The sequence below is a fragment of the Halomonas icarae genome (assembly GCF_009901955.1).
In the GTDB taxonomy this organism is placed as follows: Bacteria; Pseudomonadota; Gammaproteobacteria; order Pseudomonadales; family Halomonadaceae; genus Halomonas; species Halomonas icarae.
Map to the genome: position 1 here is coordinate 1,484,052 of NZ_WUTS01000001.1, position 19,507 is coordinate 1,503,558.

The 19,507-nt window shown below is 66.4% G+C and carries 20 protein-coding genes; 14 read left to right on the forward strand and 6 right to left on the reverse strand.

From position 1 onward, the window contains the following. The 4 genes from GRB80_RS06930 to GRB80_RS06945 are packed head-to-tail and all read left to right on the forward strand — an operon-like array spanning position 1 to position 3,237. The gene (locus tag GRB80_RS06930) at positions 1-828 is read left to right on the forward strand and encodes a M90 family metallopeptidase (RefSeq protein ID WP_161423028.1); all 828 of its coding nucleotides are present in this window, start codon (positions 1-3) and stop codon (positions 826-828) included. A gap of 40 nt (positions 829-868) precedes the next feature. Continuing rightward, the gene (gene ltaE, locus GRB80_RS06935; protein WP_161423029.1) at positions 869-1,873 is read left to right on the forward strand and encodes a low-specificity L-threonine aldolase; all 1,005 of its coding nucleotides are present in this window, start codon (positions 869-871) and stop codon (positions 1,871-1,873) included. Positions 1,874-1,933: 60 nt separating this feature from the next. Next, entirely contained in the window at positions 1,934-2,569 is a 636-nt protein-coding gene (locus tag GRB80_RS06940; protein WP_161423030.1) for a GNAT family N-acetyltransferase, read from the forward strand. After that, positions 2,566-3,237, forward strand: a complete 672-nt coding sequence (locus GRB80_RS06945) for a TVP38/TMEM64 family protein (RefSeq protein WP_161423031.1) — start codon at positions 2,566-2,568, stop codon at positions 3,235-3,237. Before GRB80_RS06940 ends, GRB80_RS06945 begins: the two co-directional genes overlap by 4 nt. Positions 3,238-3,244: 7 nt before the next feature. Here GRB80_RS06945 and GRB80_RS06950 read toward each other — a convergent pair whose 3' ends face one another. Beyond that, positions 3,245-4,549 (reverse strand): glycosyltransferase, encoded by a 1,305-nt coding sequence (locus GRB80_RS06950; RefSeq protein ID WP_309663525.1) that lies wholly within the window; start codon positions 4,547-4,549, stop codon positions 3,245-3,247. A gap of 81 nt (positions 4,550-4,630) precedes the next feature. Here GRB80_RS06950 and GRB80_RS06955 point away from each other — a divergent pair, with 81 nt between their 5' ends. After that, entirely contained in the window at positions 4,631-5,713 is a 1,083-nt protein-coding gene (locus tag GRB80_RS06955) for a tartrate dehydrogenase (protein ID WP_161423032.1), read from the forward strand. Positions 5,714-5,739: 26 nt separating this feature from the next. Here GRB80_RS06955 and GRB80_RS06960 read toward each other — a convergent pair whose 3' ends face one another. Further along, on the reverse strand, positions 5,740-6,603 hold the full coding sequence (locus tag GRB80_RS06960; protein WP_161423033.1) for a class I SAM-dependent methyltransferase: 864 nt from the start codon (positions 6,601-6,603) through the stop codon (positions 5,740-5,742). A gap of 120 nt (positions 6,604-6,723) precedes the next feature. On the opposite strand from GRB80_RS06960, the gene GRB80_RS06965 reads away from it, so the two are divergent. From GRB80_RS06965 to GRB80_RS06995, 7 genes are all read left to right on the forward strand, one after another. After that, positions 6,724-7,275: a lipocalin family protein gene (locus tag GRB80_RS06965; protein WP_161423034.1), complete on the forward strand. Its 552-nt coding sequence runs from the start codon at positions 6,724-6,726 to the stop codon at positions 7,273-7,275. A 4-nt stretch (positions 7,276-7,279) separates the two neighbouring features. Beyond that, positions 7,280-8,266, forward strand: a complete 987-nt coding sequence (locus GRB80_RS06970) for a succinylglutamate desuccinylase (RefSeq protein WP_161423035.1) — start codon at positions 7,280-7,282, stop codon at positions 8,264-8,266. A 165-nt stretch (positions 8,267-8,431) separates the two neighbouring features. Beyond that, positions 8,432-9,202 (forward strand): ABC transporter ATP-binding protein, encoded by a 771-nt coding sequence (locus GRB80_RS06975; RefSeq protein WP_161423036.1) that lies wholly within the window; start codon positions 8,432-8,434, stop codon positions 9,200-9,202. Between the two features lie 22 nt (positions 9,203-9,224). Beyond that, complete coding sequence (locus tag GRB80_RS06980; RefSeq protein WP_161423037.1) at positions 9,225-9,929, forward strand: ABC transporter permease; 705 nt, start codon at positions 9,225-9,227, stop codon at positions 9,927-9,929. Further along, positions 9,929-10,660, forward strand: a complete 732-nt coding sequence (locus GRB80_RS06985; protein WP_161423038.1) for an ABC transporter permease — start codon at positions 9,929-9,931, stop codon at positions 10,658-10,660. The genes GRB80_RS06980 and GRB80_RS06985 overlap by 1 nt, the downstream gene beginning before the upstream one ends. A 134-nt stretch (positions 10,661-10,794) precedes the next feature. Beyond that, positions 10,795-11,562 (forward strand): ABC transporter substrate-binding protein, encoded by a 768-nt coding sequence (locus GRB80_RS06990; RefSeq protein ID WP_161423039.1) that lies wholly within the window; start codon positions 10,795-10,797, stop codon positions 11,560-11,562. A 273-nt stretch (positions 11,563-11,835) separates the two neighbouring features. Further along, on the forward strand, positions 11,836-12,612 hold the full coding sequence (locus GRB80_RS06995) for a transporter substrate-binding domain-containing protein (RefSeq protein WP_161423040.1): 777 nt from the start codon (positions 11,836-11,838) through the stop codon (positions 12,610-12,612). Positions 12,613-12,630: 18 nt separating this feature from the next. Here the strand turns inward: GRB80_RS06995 and GRB80_RS07000 are convergent, their stop codons facing one another. Further along, a complete protein-coding gene (locus GRB80_RS07000; RefSeq protein WP_161423041.1) occupies positions 12,631-13,557 on the reverse strand; it encodes a LysR family transcriptional regulator in 927 nt (308 codons plus the stop codon). 98 nt (positions 13,558-13,655) lie between these two features. On the opposite strand from GRB80_RS07000, the gene GRB80_RS07005 reads away from it, so the two are divergent. Next, a complete protein-coding gene (locus tag GRB80_RS07005) occupies positions 13,656-14,648 on the forward strand; it encodes a YeiH family protein (RefSeq protein WP_161423042.1) in 993 nt (330 codons plus the stop codon). A gap of 117 nt (positions 14,649-14,765) precedes the next feature. Here GRB80_RS07005 and GRB80_RS07010 read toward each other — a convergent pair whose 3' ends face one another. Both GRB80_RS07010 and purE read right to left on the reverse strand, forming a co-directional pair. Continuing rightward, positions 14,766-15,878 carry a 5-(carboxyamino)imidazole ribonucleotide synthase gene (locus GRB80_RS07010; RefSeq protein ID WP_161423043.1) on the reverse strand — a complete coding sequence of 371 codons (1,113 nt, stop codon included), beginning with the start codon at positions 15,876-15,878 and terminating at the stop codon, positions 14,766-14,768. Positions 15,879-15,924: 46 nt separating this feature from the next. Then, a complete protein-coding gene (gene purE / locus GRB80_RS07015) occupies positions 15,925-16,446 on the reverse strand; it encodes a 5-(carboxyamino)imidazole ribonucleotide mutase (protein ID WP_132044481.1) in 522 nt (173 codons plus the stop codon). 234 nt (positions 16,447-16,680) lie between these two features. Between purE and GRB80_RS07020 the strand changes: the two genes are divergently transcribed. Then, on the forward strand, positions 16,681-17,397 hold the full coding sequence (locus GRB80_RS07020) for a hypothetical protein (protein ID WP_132042079.1): 717 nt from the start codon (positions 16,681-16,683) through the stop codon (positions 17,395-17,397). A 100-nt stretch (positions 17,398-17,497) separates the two neighbouring features. Here the strand turns inward: GRB80_RS07020 and GRB80_RS07025 are convergent, their stop codons facing one another. Further along, on the reverse strand, positions 17,498-19,501 hold the full coding sequence (locus GRB80_RS07025; RefSeq protein WP_161423044.1) for a TRAP transporter permease: 2,004 nt from the start codon (positions 19,499-19,501) through the stop codon (positions 17,498-17,500). Between the last annotated feature and the right edge of the window lie 6 nt (positions 19,502-19,507).

The window sequence follows — 19,507 nt, forward strand, 5'->3', positions numbered from 1 at the left end:
ATGCTGGGGCGCCTGAAACGCTGGCGCGAACAGCACTTTGCTGCGCGCCACCCCTTTCCCGATGAGGCCTGGGCCGAGGCCCGCGGGCGAGTAGCACTGCTGGCCGCCCTGGCCGAGGAGGAGGCCGAGTGCCTGGGGCAGCGCGCCTGGCGCTTCCTGCACGCCAAGCGCATCAGCCTGCACCCGGAGCTTGCCGAGGCCACGCCCTTCGACCTGCCGGCTAGACTCGCCCTGGCCGGTCAGGCCTGCCTGCTGACGCTGGGCTGGCGTGACGACGAACACCTCGAGGCCTTCGGCAACGTCCATGAGGTCCTGATCCTGCCCGATGCCTTTCGGCGTCGCGTGGAGGAGATGGATGAGTTCGGCGTGGTCCACGAGTACGATGACGAGCGCGCCGGGGAGACCTCCCATCAGGGGCCGGTGGTGGTGGCCTTCCCCGACCTGATGGAGAGCGGCGACTTTTCGGGCTTCAATGTGCTGATTCACGAGTTCGCCCACAAGCTCGACCTGGGCAACTCCCTGGATGTTGACGGCTTCCCGCCGCTGCCCGGCGATATCGACCCGCGGGAGTGGCACCGGGTATTCATGGCGGTGTGGGATGACCTTCAGGCCCACATCGCTCGCGGCGAGGCTACCCCCATCGACGACTATGCCGCCACGCACCCGGGCGAGTGCTTCGCGGTCTGCTGCGAGGCCTTCTTCACCGCCCCCGACCTGTTGCATGATGCCTACCCGGCCCTCTTCGACCTTCTCGGCCGCTACTTCCGCCAGCAGACGCTGAACCGACTGCCACCCTCGGCGGACCACGCCCGGCTCGAACACCATTGAAACTTGGTTCATTACCCACCGCCCATTACCGGAGGCACCAATGATCGATCTGCGCAGCGACACCGTCACCCGCCCCAGCGCCGCCATGCGCGATGCCATGCACGCCGCCCCGCTGGGCGATGATGTATGGGGCGATGATCCCAGCGTGGCTCACTTCGAGGACGCCCTGGCCGAGCGTACCGGCAAGGCCGCCGCGCTGCTCTTTCCCAGCGGCACCCAGAGCAATCTGGCCGCCCTGCTCGCCCACTGTCAGCGCGGCGACGAGTATATCGCCGGCCAGCAGGCCCACACCTACAAGTACGAAGGCGGTGGCGCCGCGGTTCTCGGCGGCATCCAGCCACAACCGGTGGAGCACGCCGAGGATGGCTCGCTGCCGCTCGAGCGCATCCGCGCCGCCATCAAGCCCGACGATTTCCACTTCGCCCGTACTCGACTGCTGGCGCTGGAGAACACCATCGGCGGACGCGTGATCGATGCCGACTATATGCACCAGGCCACCGCGCTGGCCCGTGAGCACGGCCTGGCCACCCACCTGGACGGCGCCCGACTGTTCAACGCCGCGGTGGCCACCGACACCTCGCTGGCCTCGCTCTGTGCGCCCTTCGACACGGTCTCCCTGTGCTTCTCCAAGGGGCTGGGCGCGCCGATGGGCTCGGCACTGGTGGGCCCCCAGGCACTGATCGACGCGGCACGGCGCTGGCGCAAGATGCTGGGTGGCGGCATGCGTCAGTCGGGCATCATCGCCGCCGCCTGCCACTACGCGCTGGATCACCAGGTGGCGGATCTCGCCGCCGACCACCGTCGCGCCGAGCGCCTGGCGGCGGGCCTGCGGTCCCTGCCGACCATCGAGGTACTCTCCCAGGCCACCAACATGCTCTTCCTGCGGGTGCCGGAGCCGCACATCGCCCCCCTGCGGGCCTGGCTGGCCGAGCGCGAGATCCTTATCGAGGTGCTCTATGACACCCGCCTGGTGGTGCATCGCGACCTGGATGACGCGGCCATCGATGCCATCCTGGCCGCATTCGAGGAGTATCTGGCGCAATAGGCCCGATGCTTCAATGACAATGGCCCGCATGACATCGGGCCAGCGCACCGAGGGTGACCCATGGAGAGACTGGAGATCCGTGCCCTGACCACGGCCGAGGCCCGCCCCGCCGCCGGGCTGCTCGGCCGCGGCATGCGCGACAATCCCACCCACATCAGGGCCTTCGGGGCCGAACCGGTGCGGCGTGAGCGCACCCTTCGGCGAATCTTCACCCCCTTACTGCAGCGCCAGCTAGGCGGCGGCCGGGTCCTTGGCGCCTTCGCGGGTCAACGGCTGGTCGGCGTGGCGGCCCTGGCCGCCCCGGGTGGCTGCCAGCCGACCCTTGCCGACAAGGGGCGGGCGCTGCCGGCCCTGCTCGCGAACGGCCCGGCGAGCGCCCTGCGCATGCGGACCTGGGTGCGTGTATGGGCCAGGCGAGACGCCGACATGCCGACTCACTGGCACCTCGGACCACTGGCGGTCGAACCGGCGTGGCAGGGCCAGGGAGTCGGCAGCCGGCTACTGAGTCGGCTGTGCGATCACCTCGATCGACAACACGGCCTGGGCTATCTGGAGACCGATCTTCCCGAGAATGTCCGGCTCTATCGACGCTTCGGCTTCGAGACCCTGGCCAGCGAGCCTGTGATCGGAGTGACTCACTGGTTCATGCAGCGCGCGGCGCTCGCCAAGCCGTATCGGGAGAAACACGCCCCATGAGTCGCCCTCTCGGCATCCTCACCCTGCTGCTCTCCCTGCTCGTCGCCCTGGGTCTGCTGTGGCAGTGGCTGGCCATGCAGGATCTGCTGACCGTCGACGCCATTCTGGCGCTGGCCCAAGGCTCGCTGGCCTGGCGGGATGCCCCCTGGGCCGTGTTGGCGGTGATGGCGATCTACGCCGGGGCCTCGCTGGTGATGTTTCCGCTGAGCCTGCTGGTGGGTGTCACCGGGCTGCTGTTCGGTCCCTGGTGGGGCTTCGGCTACGCCCTGGCGGGCACCATGACGGCCTCGCTGCTGACCTGGTGGGTGGGCCGTCGCATCGGCCGCGAAGCGCTGCTGCGCCATGGTGGCCGACGCCTCAGGGGGGTGTCTCGCTACCTCTCCGGCCGTGGCATCCGCACCATGGCTCTGGTCAATCTGCTGCCACTGGCACCCTTCACCCTGACCAACATGATGGCGGGGGCCTTCCATCTTCGCCTGCGCGATTACATGCTCGGCTCGCTGTTGGGTATCGCCCCGGGGCTCGCCGGGGTCACCCTGCTGGGCAGCCAGCTCGGCGAGCTGGCGACCGCCGAGAGCCGTGGCGAGCTGGCCTGGGGGGCCGGTGGCCTGCTGCTGGCGGTACTGCTGCTGGTCGCGCTCAAGCGCTGGGCGGATCGCCGCCGCTGAACACGTCCTACTTTGCGGGCCCACCGGGCCACCAGTCGGGGCGCTCCTCCTCCCAGGTGGCATGCATCAGCTTGCCGAGCACACGGCCACGATGCCTAAGCAACTGCCACTCAGCGCCCAGCCGATGACGCATCAACTCCCAGCCCCCCTCGTCGGCATGGGTGAAGGGCCCACCCGAGGCGATGGCTCGGCGGTAGACCTCCAGGCATCGCTGGGCACAGCTCATCTCGTCGAAGGCCGCCGCCGTCTCCTCAGCTCCTGCCGCCAGGGGGGCTCGCCGTTCCGGATCGACGAGTTCGCCGAGCACCGCTGCCATGGCCTCGGCATCGTCACTCCTGAGTAGCCGCCCGTTGCCACCATCGCGCACCACCTCGCGAATCCCGGGGGCATCCACCGCCACCACGGGCAGCCTGGCGGCCATGGCCTCGGCCACGACCATGCCCTGGGTCTCGCTGTGGGAGGCGAAGGCGAACAGGTCCATGGCGTGGTAGGCGTCGATCAGCGCCTGGCCCTGAAGACGGCCGGTAAAGTGCACCCGCGGCAGTACGCCGGCCTCACCGAAGCGAGCCTCCATGTCGGCCTGTGCCTCTCCCTCCCCCACCACCAGGCAGTGGAGACGCTGGTCATGAGCCAGCGCCAGGCCGACGGACCGGGCCAGGAAGTCGAGGTTCTTCTCATGGGCCAGCCGCCCCAGGTGGCCGATCACGCAGGCATCATCGGGAATCCCCAGCCGCCCTCGCCAGCGCTGCCCCTCACCCGCCAGATAGCGCCGGGTATCCACCCCGCTGGGCACCACGCTGATCATCGTCTCGACGCCACGCTCGACCAGCAGCCGGTGAATGCTCTCGCTGGGCGCGATCACCTCGTCACACAGCCGGGTGTACTCGGTGGAGAGCGCGACCGCGAAACGCTGCATGCGGGGAGAGTCACCGGGCACATAGTGGGTGTAGTGCTCGTAAAGGGTGTGGTGGCTAAACACCAGCGGCAGGCCATAGGTCTCGGCGGTGCGGGCGGCCGTGTCGCCGAGCAGGAAGGGGTGATGGGAGTGCACGATATCGGGATCGAAGGCCTCCACCGCCTCGTGGAGCTGGCCCGGGATCGGTACCGGCAGCGAGAAGTCGCTGCCATTGAAGTGCTGCACGGCGGCTACCCGCACCACCCCCTCTTCGTCATCGGGCTGACCGTCGAGACGCGGCGCCACCACCAGCACGCGATGCCCCAGCTCGCGCAGGCGCGTGGCCAGGCGCTGCACCGACTCGCTGACCCCGCCGACGATGGGCAGATAGGTGTTGGTAAACATCAGAATGTTCACGATGAACGCTCCACGATCCGGAATGTTAGTGTAGCTTCCTGCATTATGCGTTCACACAGCCCCCTTTCAGAGGAGCCCTACATGACCCACCGCATCGCAGTGATCCCCGGCGACGGCATCGGCAAGGAGGTGATGCCCGAGGGCGTGCGTGCCCTGCAGGCCGCCGCCGAGCGCTTCGGCATCGCGCTCGAGCTTGCGCCCTTCGATTTCGCCAGCTGCGACTACTACGCCGAACATGGCCAGATGCTGCCCGACGACTGGTTCGAGATTCTGAAGGAGTTTGACGCCATCTTCTACGGTGCCGTGGGCTGGCCGGAGACCGTACCGGACCATGTCTCGCTCTGGGGCTCACTGCTGCAGTTCCGACGCCGCTTCGACCAGTACATCAACCTGCGCCCCTGCCGCCTGCTGCCTGGCATAAAAAGCCCGCTCGCCAACCGCCAGCCGGGTGATATCGACTTCTACGTGGTGCGCGAGAACACCGAGGGGGAGTACTCCAGCGTCGGTGGCAGGATGTTCGAGGGCACCGAGCGCGAAGTGGTGATCCAGGAGACGGTGATGACCCGCCACGGCACCGACCGGGTGCTGAAGTTCGCCTATGAGCTGGCCCAGTCACGGCCACGCAGGAAGCTCACCTCGGCCACCAAGTCCAACGGCATCGCCATCACCATGCCGTGGTGGGACGAGCGGGTGGCCGAGATGGGCAGGCACTACCCCGAGGTCGCCGTGGACCAGTTCCATATCGACATCCTCACCGCCAACTTCGTGATGCATCCCGACTGGTTCGATGTGGTGGTGGCCAGCAACCTGTTCGGCGATATCCTCTCCGATCTGGGCCCGGCCTGCACCGGCACCATTGGCGTGGCCCCCTCGGCCAATATCAATCCCGAGGGCACCTTCCCCAGCCTGTTCGAGCCGGTCCATGGCAGCGCCCCGGATATCGCCGGTCGCGGCATCGCCAACCCCATCGGCCAGATCTGGTCCGCGGCGATGATGCTCGAACACCTCGGCCACCAGGAGGTCAGCGTGGCCATCGTCGCCGCCTTCGAGGCGGTGCTGGCCGAAGGCGACGAGGGGGTGTTGACCCCGGATATCGGCGGCCGGGGCACCACCGAAATCCTGGGCCGCGCCATCGCCGAGCGTATCATCGGCCAAGTGGCCTGAACCGGTTAAGTGTCTCGAACGGTGCGCTACTCGAGGCGGTGCCACGCCCCCTCGAGGATGCGCACCCTGCCCGCCGCCAGGTTGTCGCGCAGGTTGCGCCCCATGGTCAGGAAGCGCTCGCCGAAGATCGCCACGGGCCCCGGCAGGGCCGGCCCGGCGGGCGGCTCGCCCCCTTCCCGCCGGCTGTGCTTCTGCCGCCAGGCCAGGGCGGCCTCGGTGACATCCTCGAGCGCCTCGAGCCTGAATCCCGCCTCGGCCAGGCGAGACTCCAGGGTCTCGCGTGTCTGCAGATGGCTCTCAGCCGGGGTGCTGGCCCAGGGCACCGGCAGCGCCAGGGGCTCCGGATTGTCACCGGCCACCACCTCGTGTAGCAGCACCCGCCCACCGGGCACCAGCAGTCGGCGCCACTCCGCCAGCACGCCCGCCACGTCGGGCATGTTCATCAGCGCGTGTTGACACCATATGGTCTCGAAGGCCGCATCGGGCAGCGGCGTGCGGGCCGCATCCGCACACAGGAAGCGGGTCTTGTCGCCGAGTCCGGTTGCCGCGCTCAGCCAGGTGGCCACGTCGACAAAGGCCGCGGTGATGTCCACGCCGAGCACCTCGCAGCCGAACTCATCGGCCAGCAGACGACTGGCACCGCCGGTGCCACAGCCCACATCCAGCACCCGGCTCCCCGGCTGCCACTCGCCGAGGGCCGCCAGCGAGCGGCTGGCTCCGCGCCCGCCCAGATGCAGCTGGTCGATGCCGGCGATCTCGTCCAGGGTGAGTCGGTCCGGATCACGCCCGGCGACTCGGTAGGCCTCACGCAGCCGGCATGTCAGGCTTCCCTCCCCTCGCTCGGCAAGGGCATCATAGTGGGCGTTGAGACGACGGCTGTGTTCCTTCATGACGTTTCTCCTGGCAGTCGGTAGCCTGGCAATCGGCAGTCGACCAGTCTAGATCGCCTCTCTGCCACCTCCCATGCGGCAAAGGTCACAGCCATCGCCAGGCTCACTACAGGAGTTTCCATGCCCCACTCTTCCCTGCTTCCCACCCTGGGCATCGCCCTGCTGCTGGCCGGCTGTACCGGCATTCCCGAGGGCACTGAGCCAGTCAGCGACTTCGAACTCGACCGCTACCTGGGCCAGTGGTACGAGATTGCCCGTCTGGACCACTCCTTCGAACGCGGCATGGAGTGCGTCACGGCAGACTATTCGCTGCGCGATGACGGCGGCGTGCGCGTGCTGAATCGAGGCGTCAGGCTCGATGGTGGCGAGATCGAGCTGGCCGAGGGACGGGCCTACTTCATCGGTGACGAGGATATGGGCCGGCTAAAGGTCAGCTTCTTCGGTCCCTTCTATGGCGGCTATAATGTGCTCGCCCTCGACGACGACTACCGCTGGTCGCTGGTTGCCGGTCCCGATCGGGACTACCTGTGGATACTGGCCCGCACCCCAAGCCTGGACGAGGCCACGCGACAGGCGCTGGTGGCCGAGGCGAGAGGACTGGACTTTCCGGTGGAAGAGCTGATCTGGGTCGAGCAGGGCCAGGTCTGCGATGCCTGGCGCAAGGAGGCATGACATCATGCTGGAGACCTGGCTCACACGGAGCATCGACGAGGCGGACTTTCCGACTCACGGCGAGCTGTGCGGTGGGCAGTTCCGCCGCCTCGGCCACGGGTTGCTGGAGCTGCTGCCCGACTCCTCCGCCCCATCCGCTCATGCCTGTGTCATCTCGGCAGGCATTCATGGCAACGAGACGGCCCCCATGGAGCTGCTGGACGACCTGCTGAAGCACCTGGCGGCCGGCAAGCTGAGGCTCGGTGCGCCGCTGCTGGTCATCCTCGGCAGCCCAGAGGCGACCCGCGAGCAGACCCGCTACATCAACACCAATCTCAACCGGCTGTTTCGCCGCGACCTCGACGAGCAGGGCATGGAGCCGGAGCGTGCCCGCGAACTGATGGCGGCGGTCGATGCCTTCTACACCCGCCATGCGGACCGCCCGCGCCTGCACTACGACCTGCATACCGCCATCCGGGGAAGCCGCTACCCTCGCTTCGTGGTCAACCCCTGGAGCGAGACCACCGCCGTGGCGCTCGAGCAGTGGCGGTGGCTGGCCGGAGCGGATATCCAGGCGGTGCTTCACCAGCACTGCCACAGCTGGACCTTCTCTCACTACAGCAAGCACTACCACGATGCCCAGGCCTTTACCCTGGAGCTTGGTCATGCCTTGCCGTTCGGCCACAATGACCTGACCCCGCTGGCGCCCATGGCGCGCCTGCTGCAGGCCCTGCTGGAGGGACACGAACCGAGCGCGGCGCCGCCAGAGCGGATGGTGTTCTACCGGGTCGAGCAGGAGCTGATCCGTCATAGTGAAGCCTTCCGCCTGGCCTTCGCCGATGACACCCCGAACTTTACCGAGTTTGCCCCGGGCACCCTGCTCGCCGAGGATGCAAGCCAAGGCGAGACCCGCGTCGGCACGAGCCCGCTATCGGTCATCTTCCCCAACGCCGCGGTGGAGGTCGGTGCCCGCGCCGCCCTGCTGGCCACACCGACTCCCCCACCCGAGTGATGTCTGGGCCCATGCCGAGCCACCGGGTGGCCGGAAAGTCTTATAACAACGATAAACAGAGGGTAGAATCTTGCCCCTTTGCCAACCCATCACCGCCCCGTGCCAAGGTCGGCAGACAATGACCTGCCGATACGCCGTGCGACACGCCTGAACGGAGCCCGACCCATGGCCGAAACCCCGATCCCGCTGGAAGTGCGCAATATCACCAAGCGCTTCGGCGATACTGACGTCCTCAAGGGCCTGTCGCTCGAGGCCCGCAAGGGCGATGTCATCACCCTGATCGGCGCCTCGGGCTCCGGCAAGAGCACCTTCCTGCGCTGCATGAACCTGCTCGAACAGCCCGACGAGGGCGAACTGATCGTCCATGGCGAGGCGATCCGCTTCAAGGAGACGAAGCACGGCCGCGAGCCGGCCGACTGGCAGCAGGTGGTGAACATGCGCGCCAAGCTCTCCATGGTGTTCCAGAACTTCAATCTCTGGGCCCATATGACCCTCTTGGAGAACATCATCGAAGCGCCGGTGCATGTGCTCGGCAAGCCCAGGAAGGAGGCCATCGAACAGGCCCACGTCCTGCTCGAACGGGTGGGCCTGACCGAACGGGCCAATGCCTACCCGGCCCAGATGTCCGGTGGCCAGCAACAGCGCGGCGCCATCGCCCGGGCCCTGGCCATGGACCCCGAGGTGATGCTGTTCGACGAGCCCACCTCTGCCCTGGACCCGGAACTGGTGGGGGATGTGCTCAAGGTCATGCGCGGCCTCGCCGACGAGGGGCGCACCATGATCCTGGTAACCCACGAGATGGCCTTCGCTCGAGACGTCTCCACCGAGGTGATCTACCTGCATCAGGGTGTGATCGAAGAGTCCGGTCCGCCCGAGGCGGTATTCGGCAACCCCCGCTCGGAACGCCTCAAGCAGTTCCTGGCCCCCAAGCACTGACTCGGCCCACGAGGTAAGTCCCATGATCAATCTTCACGGCTATGGCCCTCGACTGCTGGAGGGTGCGCTGATCACCGTCGAGCTGGCGGTGCTGTCGCTGCTCCTGGCCATCGTGCTGGGCCTTATCACCGCCAGCGCCAAGATGTCCCGCAGCCGGGCGGCCCACGCCATCGGCACCCTCTACACCACCATCATCCGCGGCGTGCCCGACCTGGTGCTGATGATGCTGCTGTTCTTCGGTGGCCAGATCGGCATCAACGCGATCACCGACCAGCTCTATGCGCACTTCGGCTGGGATATCTTCATCAACGTCAACGAGTTCGTGGCGGGGGTGATCACCATCGGCCTGATCTTCGGCGCCTACATGGGCGAAACCTTCCGCGGCGCCTTCCTCGCGGTGGAGAGCGGCCAGATCGAGGCCGGCCGCGCCTACGGCATGGGGCCCTGGCTGGTGTTCCGGCGCATCCGCTTCCCGCAGATGATGCGCCACGCCATTCCCGGGCTCTCCAACAACTGGATGGTACTGCTCAAGACCACCGCCCTGGTCTCGGTGATCGGACTCTCCGACATGGTGCGCGTCGCCGCCGAGGCCTCCAAGGCGACCCGCGAGCCCTTCACCTTCATGATCATCGTCGCGGCGGTCTACCTGCTGATCGCCAGCGTCTCCGAGTGGGGCTTCGCCCGCCTGCAGAAGCGCTATGACGTCGGCTTCGGGGAGGTCAAGTGATGGACACCCTGATGAGTCGACTCGAGGCCCTGCTGGCCGACAACAGCATCTTCACCCTGCAGACCCTCGGCTACTACGGCGAAGGGCTGGTGACCACCGTGCAACTGGTGTTCCTGTCGCTGGTGATCGGCCTGGTGCTGGCCATTCCCCTGGCCATCGGCCGCGGTTCACGGCATCGCTGGATCAGCCTGCCGATCTTTCTCTACTGCTACGTGTTCCGGGGCACACCCCTGCTGGTACAGCTTTACCTCATCTACTACGGAGTGGTGTTCGTCGAGGGCATCCAGGATACCTGGCTATGGGTGCTGCTCGAGAAGCCCTTCGTGCCGGCGCTGGTCGCCTTCACCCTCAACACCGCGGCCTACACCACCGAGATTTTCCGTGGTGCCATCAAGGCCACCCCCCGCGGTGAGATCGAGGCGGCACGCGCCTATGGCATGACCCAGCGCCTCATGCTGCGCCGAATCGTGCTGCCCAGCGCCTTCCGCCGCGCGCTGCCCGCCTACGGCAACGAGGTGATCTTCATGCTCCACGCCAGCGCCATCGCCAGCGTGGTTACCATCATGGACCTGACCGGGGCGGCGCGTTTCGTCTATGCACGCTTCTATGCCCCCTTCGACGCCTTCCTGTTCGTGGCGGCCATCTATCTCTGCCTGACCTTCGCCATCCTCTACCTGTTCCGCTATCTGGAGAAGCGGCTGCTGGCCCACCTCAAGCCCGCCGGCGGCTGAGAATGCGTCAAACGATCGTTGGGAGCTGGCGTTTACCTCCACGCCGGCTCCCCTTTCGACCCTCTGTCGGATCCGCTAAGGTTGGCCTGTCATCACCCCCAAGGTGATTCCATCAACAATGACAGGACCCACCCATGAAGCTACACAAGATTCTGAGCCTCGGCACCGTCGGTGCCGCCCTGGTGGCAGGCGCCGCCAGTGCCGAGGTGCGTGACCTCCGCATCGCCGTCGACGTCCCCTACGAGCCCATGGAGTACCGTACCCCGGATGGCGAACTCACCGGCTTCGATATCGATCTGGGCAACGCCCTGTGTGCCGAGATCGGTATCGACTGCGAATGGGTCGTGCAGGGATGGGACGGCATCATCCCCGGCCTGATGGCGCGCAAGTACGACGCCATCATGTCGTCGATGACCATCAATGAGCAGCGCCGTGAGCAGGTACTCTTTTCCGACCCCTACATCACCCCACCCTCGGCCTGGTTCGCCCCTGGCGACATGCAGATCGGCACCCCCTCCAAGGAGACCCTCGAGGGTCTGACCATCGGCGTGCAGCGTGGCACCCTGCAGGACAACTACGCCACCGACATGTATGGCGACGTGGCCGACGTGAAACGCTACGCCACCGCCGACGACATGGTGCTGGACATGGACTCCGGCCGCCTCGACGCGGTCTTCCTCGACTTCCCGATCGGCAAGTCCACCCTGCTCGACAGCGACGCGGGTGACTACAAGGTGGTCGGCGAGATGATCACCGAGCCCAGGGAATACTTCGGTGAGGGCTTCGGCATCGCCTTCCGCAAGCGTGACCAGGAGCTGGCCGAGACCTTCAACGAGGCCCTGGCCGAACTGAAGGCGAATGGCACCTACGACGAGATCCACGCCAAGTACTTCGGCGAGTGATTGATGTTCTGCCCCGGCACCCCCGGGGCAGTCCACGACCCGACCCGCGACCACGCTCCCTTCCTCTTTCGCCTCCCCCCTTCTCTCGCCTACGCCATGACCTCCCGGCATTGAGTCGACCCTGCAACTCCTCCTACCTGTCATTCGCTCTGCCATACAGCTTCGTACTGGCTGTTTGCTCTGAAAAACTCGCTTCATCTCGATATAATTGACGGGACAAACCTCCATTCTCGAAGATTGTTTCTGCCCTCTCTCTATATCGCGAGACCTTACATGTATCGACCCAAGCTACTGCTGGCCGCCGCCCTGTGCACCAGCCTGGCCACCTCATCCGTCCAGGCCGAGGCACCTCTGCGCCTGGCCACCGACGTGCCCTATCAGCCCTTCGAGTACAGCCTGCCCGACGGCACCCTGGCCGGCTTCGACATCGAGCTGGGCAACGCGATATGCGCCTACCTTGAGCGGGAGTGCGAGTGGGTGGTGCAGAGCTGGGATGGGTTGATTCCGGGGCTCAAGGCCCGCAAGTACGACGCCATCATGTCTGCCATGACCATCTCCGAGGTGCGTCGTCGCCAGGTGCTGTTCTCCGACGCCTACTTCCGGATGCCCAGCGTCTGGGTCGCCCACCAGGATAGCGACATCGATATCAGTGACCCCTCCAGCCTCGAGGGCAAGGTCGTCGGGGTGCAGACCGCCACCCTGCAGGACAACTACGTGACCGACCTCCATGGCGACAGCCTCGAGGTGCGTCGTTACGCCAGCTGGGCCGACGTGGTCGCCGACATGCGCACCCAGCGCCTGGATCTGGCCTTCATGGAGTACCCCACCGCACAGTCCTTCGTGGATATCGACGAGCAGGAGAGCGACTTCCGGCGCCTCGGCGAACTGGTTCGCGAACCGGCCCGTTACTTCGACCAGGGCGTGGGCGTCGCCTTTCGCAAGCGCGACCGCGAGCTGGCCAGAGACTTCAACGAGGCCTTGACCGCCCTGAAGGAAGACGGCACCTACGACGCCATCGCCCGGAAGTACTTCGATACGCCTGACCTCTGAGAGCTCCCCACCAGCAGGCTAGCGCTGAGCCGGGACTGCCTGTAGGTGTTCAACGGGTGTGGACTCGCGAAGGAACACCTTGAACGCCTGCCACAGCGGGCTGCGATAACGCCCGGGGTGCCATACCAGGGAAAAGGTCCGACGCAGGTCCAGTTCGCTGTCCAGCGGGACGAGCTCGCCGCGGGCGAGCTCCCCGGCCACGCTCAGTCGTGACAGGCACCCCAGCCCCAGGCCGGCCAGCACCGCCTGCTTGATCGCCTCATGCTGCCCAAGCTCCATGCGTACCCGGGGCAACACCCCGCGATCGCGCATCGCCTGCTCGAAGACCTCTCGCGTCCCGGAGCCCGGTTCCCGCAGGATCCATGCCGCCTCTTCCAGGGCGATATCATCCAGCCGCGCGTGACCCGCCAGTGGATGAGAGGGGGCACAGACCACCACCAGGCGGTCTTCACACCAGGATTCGCTCTCCAGCCTCGGCTCCCGGCACTCGCCCTCGACCAGGCCGAGATCCGCCTCCAGGCGCAATACATCGCGGATCACCTCGTGAGTATTGCGCAGCCGCAGGCGCAGATCCGTCCCCGGGTGGGCCTCGCTGAAGCGCCCGACCAGCCCCGGTAGCAGGTAGGTGCCCACGGTGGCACTGGCCGCCACATCGAGCACGCCATGCAGCTCACCTTCGGGCTCGGTGGCCGCCGCCACGAAGGCGTCTACGCCATCGAGCAGCTGTTCGGCCCTGGGCAGCAGCTGGCGCCCCAGGTCATTGAGCCGCAAGCGCCGGCCATGGCGTTCGAACAGTGCCACCCCCAGCTGGCGCTCCAGCTCCGAGAGGGCCTGGCTGGTCGCCGACTGCGACAGGCACAGCTCTCGGGCCGCGGCGCTGACCGAGCCGAGACGCGCCACCGTGGCGAAGACCTGAAGCTGACGAAAGCTCACCATAGGTGTCATATCGGTTTTTCCGAAAAGCCAGTTCGTTATTAACTGATAACCTGATGTGTTATTAGGGCATAACATACGCCACATCAACAGCACTAGAGAGTAACGACATGTGGCAAGGCTTGCTGGTCTGCACCACCCTGACGATAACCGGCTTCGGCCTGACGCGGCTCCCTCCGCTGGCCGATGCCGGGATAAGCCCCCTGGTGCTGGCGCTGCTGCTGGGCATCGTGGCTGGTAACCTGCCCCTGGCCCGGCGGCTTACCGCCACCGGCCCGGGGTTGAAGTTCGCCACTCGCTGGCTGTTGCGCGGCGGCATCGTGCTGTTCGGTCTCTCCCTGACCCTGCAGCAGATCATGGCACTCGGGCCAAGGGTCCTGCTGCTCGACGCCCTGGTGATCATCAGCGTGCTCACCGCGGGCTACTTGATCGGCACCCGGGTGCTCGGCATGGATCGCGAGACCACCCTGCTGACCAGCGCCGGAAGCGCCATCTGTGGCGCCGCGGCGGTACTCGCCACCGAATCGACCATTCGCTCGCGCCCCGCTGCCACCTCCATGGCCGTGGCCACGGTGGTGCTGTTCGGTTCCCTGGCGATGCTGGTCTACCCGCTGCTCTACCCGCTGCTGGGCATGGATGAGGGGCTATTCGGTGTCTATATCGGTGCCACCGTGCACGAGGTCGCCCAGGTGGTCGCCGCTGGCGAGGCGGTGGGCCCCGATGCTCTGGCCAATGCGGTGATCGTCAAGCTGGTGCGGGTGATGCTGCTGGTGCCTTTCCTGCTGATCGTCGGACAGTGGTGGCTGCGCCACCAGCCCGCCGAGGCCGGCGCAGGAAAGGCCAGCCTGGTGATCCCCTGGTTCGCGTTCGGCTTCCTGGCCATGGTGGTGTTCAACAGCCTGGTCACCCTGCCTGCCCCGCTGCACGCTGGGTTGGTCATGGCCGGCCAGCTGGCGCTGACCATGGCCATGGCGGCACTGGGCTACGAAACGCGGGTAGAGAAACTCAAGGCCCTGGGTATCAAGCCCTTTATCCTGGCCCTGACACTGTTCGTGCTGTTGCTCGGGGGTGGCCTGCTGGCCAGTACACTGCTGATGGGCTGAGCCCCTCCTCCGCTACCGGTTCATGGAGCGTCCAGGACATACAATGCAGACAGGCCGCCCCAACCGGGGCGGCCTGTCTGATTGAGACTCTGACACGGCCGGGGCGGGCCTGCCGGCCTACTCGAAGCTGAAGCTCGGCGCGGGTGCCTCAGGGAGCAGCGCGGCACAGGCGCGAACCCGCTCCAGCAGCGCCTCGTGAGTCGGCGCGAGAAGATTGACATGGGCCAGCTTGCGGCCGGCGCGCTCGGTCTTGTCGTAGCGGTGCAGATGGGCGTCCGCAAGCGCCAGGATGGCGGACGGGTCGCCTTCCTGGCCGATCACGTTGACCATGCAGGTGGGCATGCGTGCGGCGGTATCCCCCAGCGGCAGCCCCTGAATCGCACGCAGATGGTTCTCGAACTGGCTGGTCACCGCACCATCCTGTGTCCAGTGACCGGAGTTGTGCACTCGAGGCGCCATCTCGTTGGCCAGCAGGCTGCCGTCGGCACACTGGAACAGCTCCAGGGTCAGCACGCCCACATAGTCGAGCTCATCGAGCAGCGCCCGAATATAGCCATCGGCGGTCTGCTGCAGGCTGTCGGCCAGGTCCGGCAAGGGAGCGATGGAGTAGCGCAGGATGCCATCCACGTGCTGGTTCTCGGCCATGGGGTAGAAGACCACCTCGCCATCGCGACCACGCACCGCGATGATCGACACCTCACGCACGAAGTCGACGAAGGCCTCCACGATCAACCGCGGATGGGCGATGGCACGCCACGCCTCGGCCGCCTCGGCGGGATCTCGCAACACCGCCTGCCCCTTGCCGTCGTAGCCCTCGGTGATCGACTTGGCCACCACCGGCGTGCCCAGTTCTCGGGCCGCCGCCTCCAGCTCGTCGGCACTCTCCACCAGGCGGTAGGCCGGGGTGGGAATGCTCAGGCGATCGAACAGCGCCTTCTCCTCGGCGCGGTTCTGGCAGACGCGAATCGCTTCGCTGGAGGGGTAGACCGGTTTCACCTCCTCGATCTCCTGCACCAGCGACACCGGCAGATGCTCGAACTCGTAGGTGACCAGATCCACCTTCTCGAGGAAGGCCGCCAGGTGCCTGCGGTCGGTATCTACCATCACATCGCCGATACCGGCACTGGGATGCCCGGTGGTATCGAGAAAGGTGAAACGGTTGGCCAGCGGGTAGCCGGCCAGGGCCAGCATGCGGCCGAGCTGACCGGCACCCAGAACACCGATGTTCATGATGATCTCCTCATTGTCTCTCTATCAGGCTATCAGGGCTGGCTATTCAGGGCTCGGTCCGTGAATCAGGCCGGGGGTCAGGATTGTCGAGCACCGTCTGCGTCTGCTCGGCGCGAAACGCCTCCACGGCGGCGCGCACCCTGTCATCCTGAAGCCCCACGATCTGCGCCGCCAGCAGTCCCGCATTGGTGGCACCCGCCTTGCCGATGGCCAGGGTACCCACGGCGATGCCACCGGGCATCTGCACGATGGAGAGCAGTGAGTCCAGCCCCTTGAGCGACTTGGACTCCACCGGCACCCCCAGCACGGGCAGCGCGGTCTGGGAGGCCACCATGCCCGGCAGATGGGCGGCGCCGCCGGCGCCGGCGACGATCACCTCGAGGCCGCGCTCGGCCGCCGACTTCGCATAATCGAACAGCAGGTCCGGGGTACGGTGGGCCGAGACGACTCGGGTCTCGTAGGCCACTCCCAGACGCTCGAGCATCTCGACGGCATGTTCCATTATCGGCCAGTCAGATTTCGACCCCATGATCACGCCGACCTTCGGCGTCTGTGTAGCGGACTGCATGGCCTGCTCCTCGGAACTTCCCCTAGAGGAAAAGAGTGAATAAAAGGAAAGCCGGCCATTTTAGCGATACAGGCCTTTCCAGTCATCTTGACCGGTCAGTCAGCCAGATTCACGCCTCAGGTGTTGCCGAGAGCAGACAGCAGCTTTCATGCTGCCTGCTTCATTGGCTGCTACAGTGCTGCTGTGTGGGCAGATTGGACTAGCTCGCCTGAAACTCAAAGAAGGAGACTAACCATGAAGCGTTCCCTGATTTTCACCGCGGCATTCGCCGGCTCGCTGCTGCTGGTCGGTTGCGACTCCGATAACGACCAGACGACTCAGCACGAGGAGGCCGCCAAGCAGGAGGCGCAACAGGCAGCCGAGTCCGCCGAACAGGCCGTCGAGGAGTCGGCCGACGCTACCGCAGAGGCCGCAGCGGCCGCGGAAGCGGAGCTCGATGAGGCGTCCGGCGAGGCCGGCGAGGCCCTGGACGAAGCCGCCGCCGAGACCGAGCAGGCACTGGATGAGGCCGCTGCCGAATCCGAACAGGCCGCCGAGGAGGCAGAGCAGGCACTGGATGAAGCCGCTGCCGAATCCGAACAGGCCGCCGAGGAGGCAGAGCAGGCCCTGGAGGAAGCGGGTGACGAAGCCGCCCAGGAAACCGGTGAGGCCGCCGAGGCCGCCGGCGAGAACCTGGAGGCCGCAGGTGACGAGGCCGCTGACGAAACCGCCAGCGCCCTGGATGCGGCGGGTGACGCCACCGCCAATGTTGTCGACTCGGCCAAGGAGATGACCGCCGACGCAGTCGAGGCCGCTCGCGAGAAGACCGGCGAGCTGGTCGAGGGCGCCAAGGAGATGGCACTGGGTGCCACCGAAGAGACGGCCGAGGCCACCAAGGAAGCCGCAAATGCCACGGCGGACGTGGCGGCAGAAGCCGAGGCGGAGGCCGAAGCGGAAGCCTCGACCCAGTAACTCACGCATCTTGCATCAATCCTGCACCAAACGGAGGCCCGCTCGGGGAAACCGAGCGGGCCTCTTTCGTCATGCCACGCTTCGGGCGATGGCCGTGGCGTCAGGCGGGGAGAGCGCTACGCCGGCTCGCCACCCAGTTGCCGACGATCACGGCAAGCATCGTCGCAGCGCCGGCGGCTTCCACCATCAGACTGGGGTAGAACACCGCCACGATGGCCGGCAGCAGCAGCGCCCGCGAGGGCCAGCCCATGCGGGTAAACAGATAGCCCTCCAGCGCCGCGGCGAAGGCGGCCAGGGCAAGGAACCCCGTCAAGCCGGTCCATATCAGCAGCGGCAAGGGCCCCCCCATGATGATCTCGGGGTTGTAGACCATGAACAGCGGGATCAGATAGAGCCCCTTGGCAAACTTCCAGGCCTGGAAGCCCGTTTCCATCGGCTTGGCCCCGGCGATCGCCGCCCCGGCGAAGCCGGCCAGGGCGATGGGTGGGGTGACGTTGGAGTCCTGGGAGTACCAGAACACCACCAGGTGGGCGATCAGCAGCGGAACGCCGAACTCGGCGGTCAGTGCCGGGCCGACCAGCACGATCAGCACGATATAGCTGGCGGTCACCGGTAGCCCCATGCCCAGCACCAGGCTGGCCAGCAGCACCATGACCAGAGCCAGCAGCAGATTGCCGCCCGAGAAGGCCAGCATCATGGAGGAGAACTTCAGACCCAGCCCGGTCAGCCCCACCACCCCGACGATGATGCCGGCCACCGCACAGGCCATGGAGACGGCAACCGCATTGCGAGCCCCCAGCTCGAGTCCTTCCATCAGCTTCAGCAGGCCATTGCGGATGGCGGTGGCCAGGCGTTCGCCGGTGACCGGCTCCCCCTGCTGCGGGGCCACGAAGAGCATCCACACCACAAAGCGCAGCACCGCCACGGCCAGCATGGTGAGGATGGCGTAATACCCCACCCGCATCGGCGACATGTTCATCACCAGCAGCCACACCAGCACCGCCAGCGGCAGCAGGAAGTGCCAGCCGGAAGACATCACGTCGCGCATCTGCGGCAGCTCACTCCTGGCCATGCCCTGCATGCCCTGCTTCAGGGCAATGATGTGCACGAAGAGGTAGACCGTACCGAAGTACATGATCGCCGGCAGGATGCTGACCTTGACCACATCGAGGTAAGGCATCCGAGTGTACTCGGCGATCAGGAAGGCGCCGGCGCCCATCAGCGGCGGCATGATCTGCCCACCGGTGGAGGCCGCCGCCTCGATGCCCCCGGCCTGATGGGGCTTGTAGCCAAGACGCTTCATCAGCGGGATGGTAAAGGCGCCGGTGGTCACCACGTTGGCGATGGCGCTGCCGGAGATCGATCCCATGCCGGCCGAGGCGATCACCGCCGCCTTGGCCGGTCCACCACGCTGACGGCCGGTAGCGGCGTAGGCCAGGTCGATGAAGAACTTGCCGGCGCCGGTAATCTCGAGAAAGGCGCCGAACAGCACGAAGATGAAGATATAGGTGGCCGCCACGCCCATGGGCAGGCCGAAGATGCCCTCCTGCCCCAGGTAGAGCTGGCCTACCAGACGATCGAGACTGTAGCCACGGTGCTCGAGGATGCCGGGCAGCCACTCGCCCAGCCACGGCAGGTCACCACGCGGGCCGGCGAAGGCGTAGAGCAGCGCGACCACTCCGATCACCGTCATGCCCAGGCCTACCGCACGGCGCGCCGCCTCGAGCACGGTGATGACCGCGATGCAGCCGACCATGATATCGGTCTGACTCCAGAAGCCGGCACGATTGATGATCTCGTCGAGGTAGAGCACCAGGTAGCCGCCGGTGACCAGCGCCCCGGCGAAGAAGGTGGCATCGAGCAGCCAGCCGACGAGCCCGCGGGGTCGTCGCGATCCGAATACCGGAAACATCAGGAAGGCCAGCATCATGATCAGCATCAGGTGAATGCTGCGCTGGTAGAAGAGCCCCAGCGGCTCGATGCCGGCGGAGTAGAGCTGGAACAGCGACAGGCCCACCGCCACCAGCGTGATCAGCCACAACACCGGCCGGGCGTGGCTCGCCTGGCTGCCGGGCACGATAGGAGAGTTGTCCGAATCATTCATTGCGAT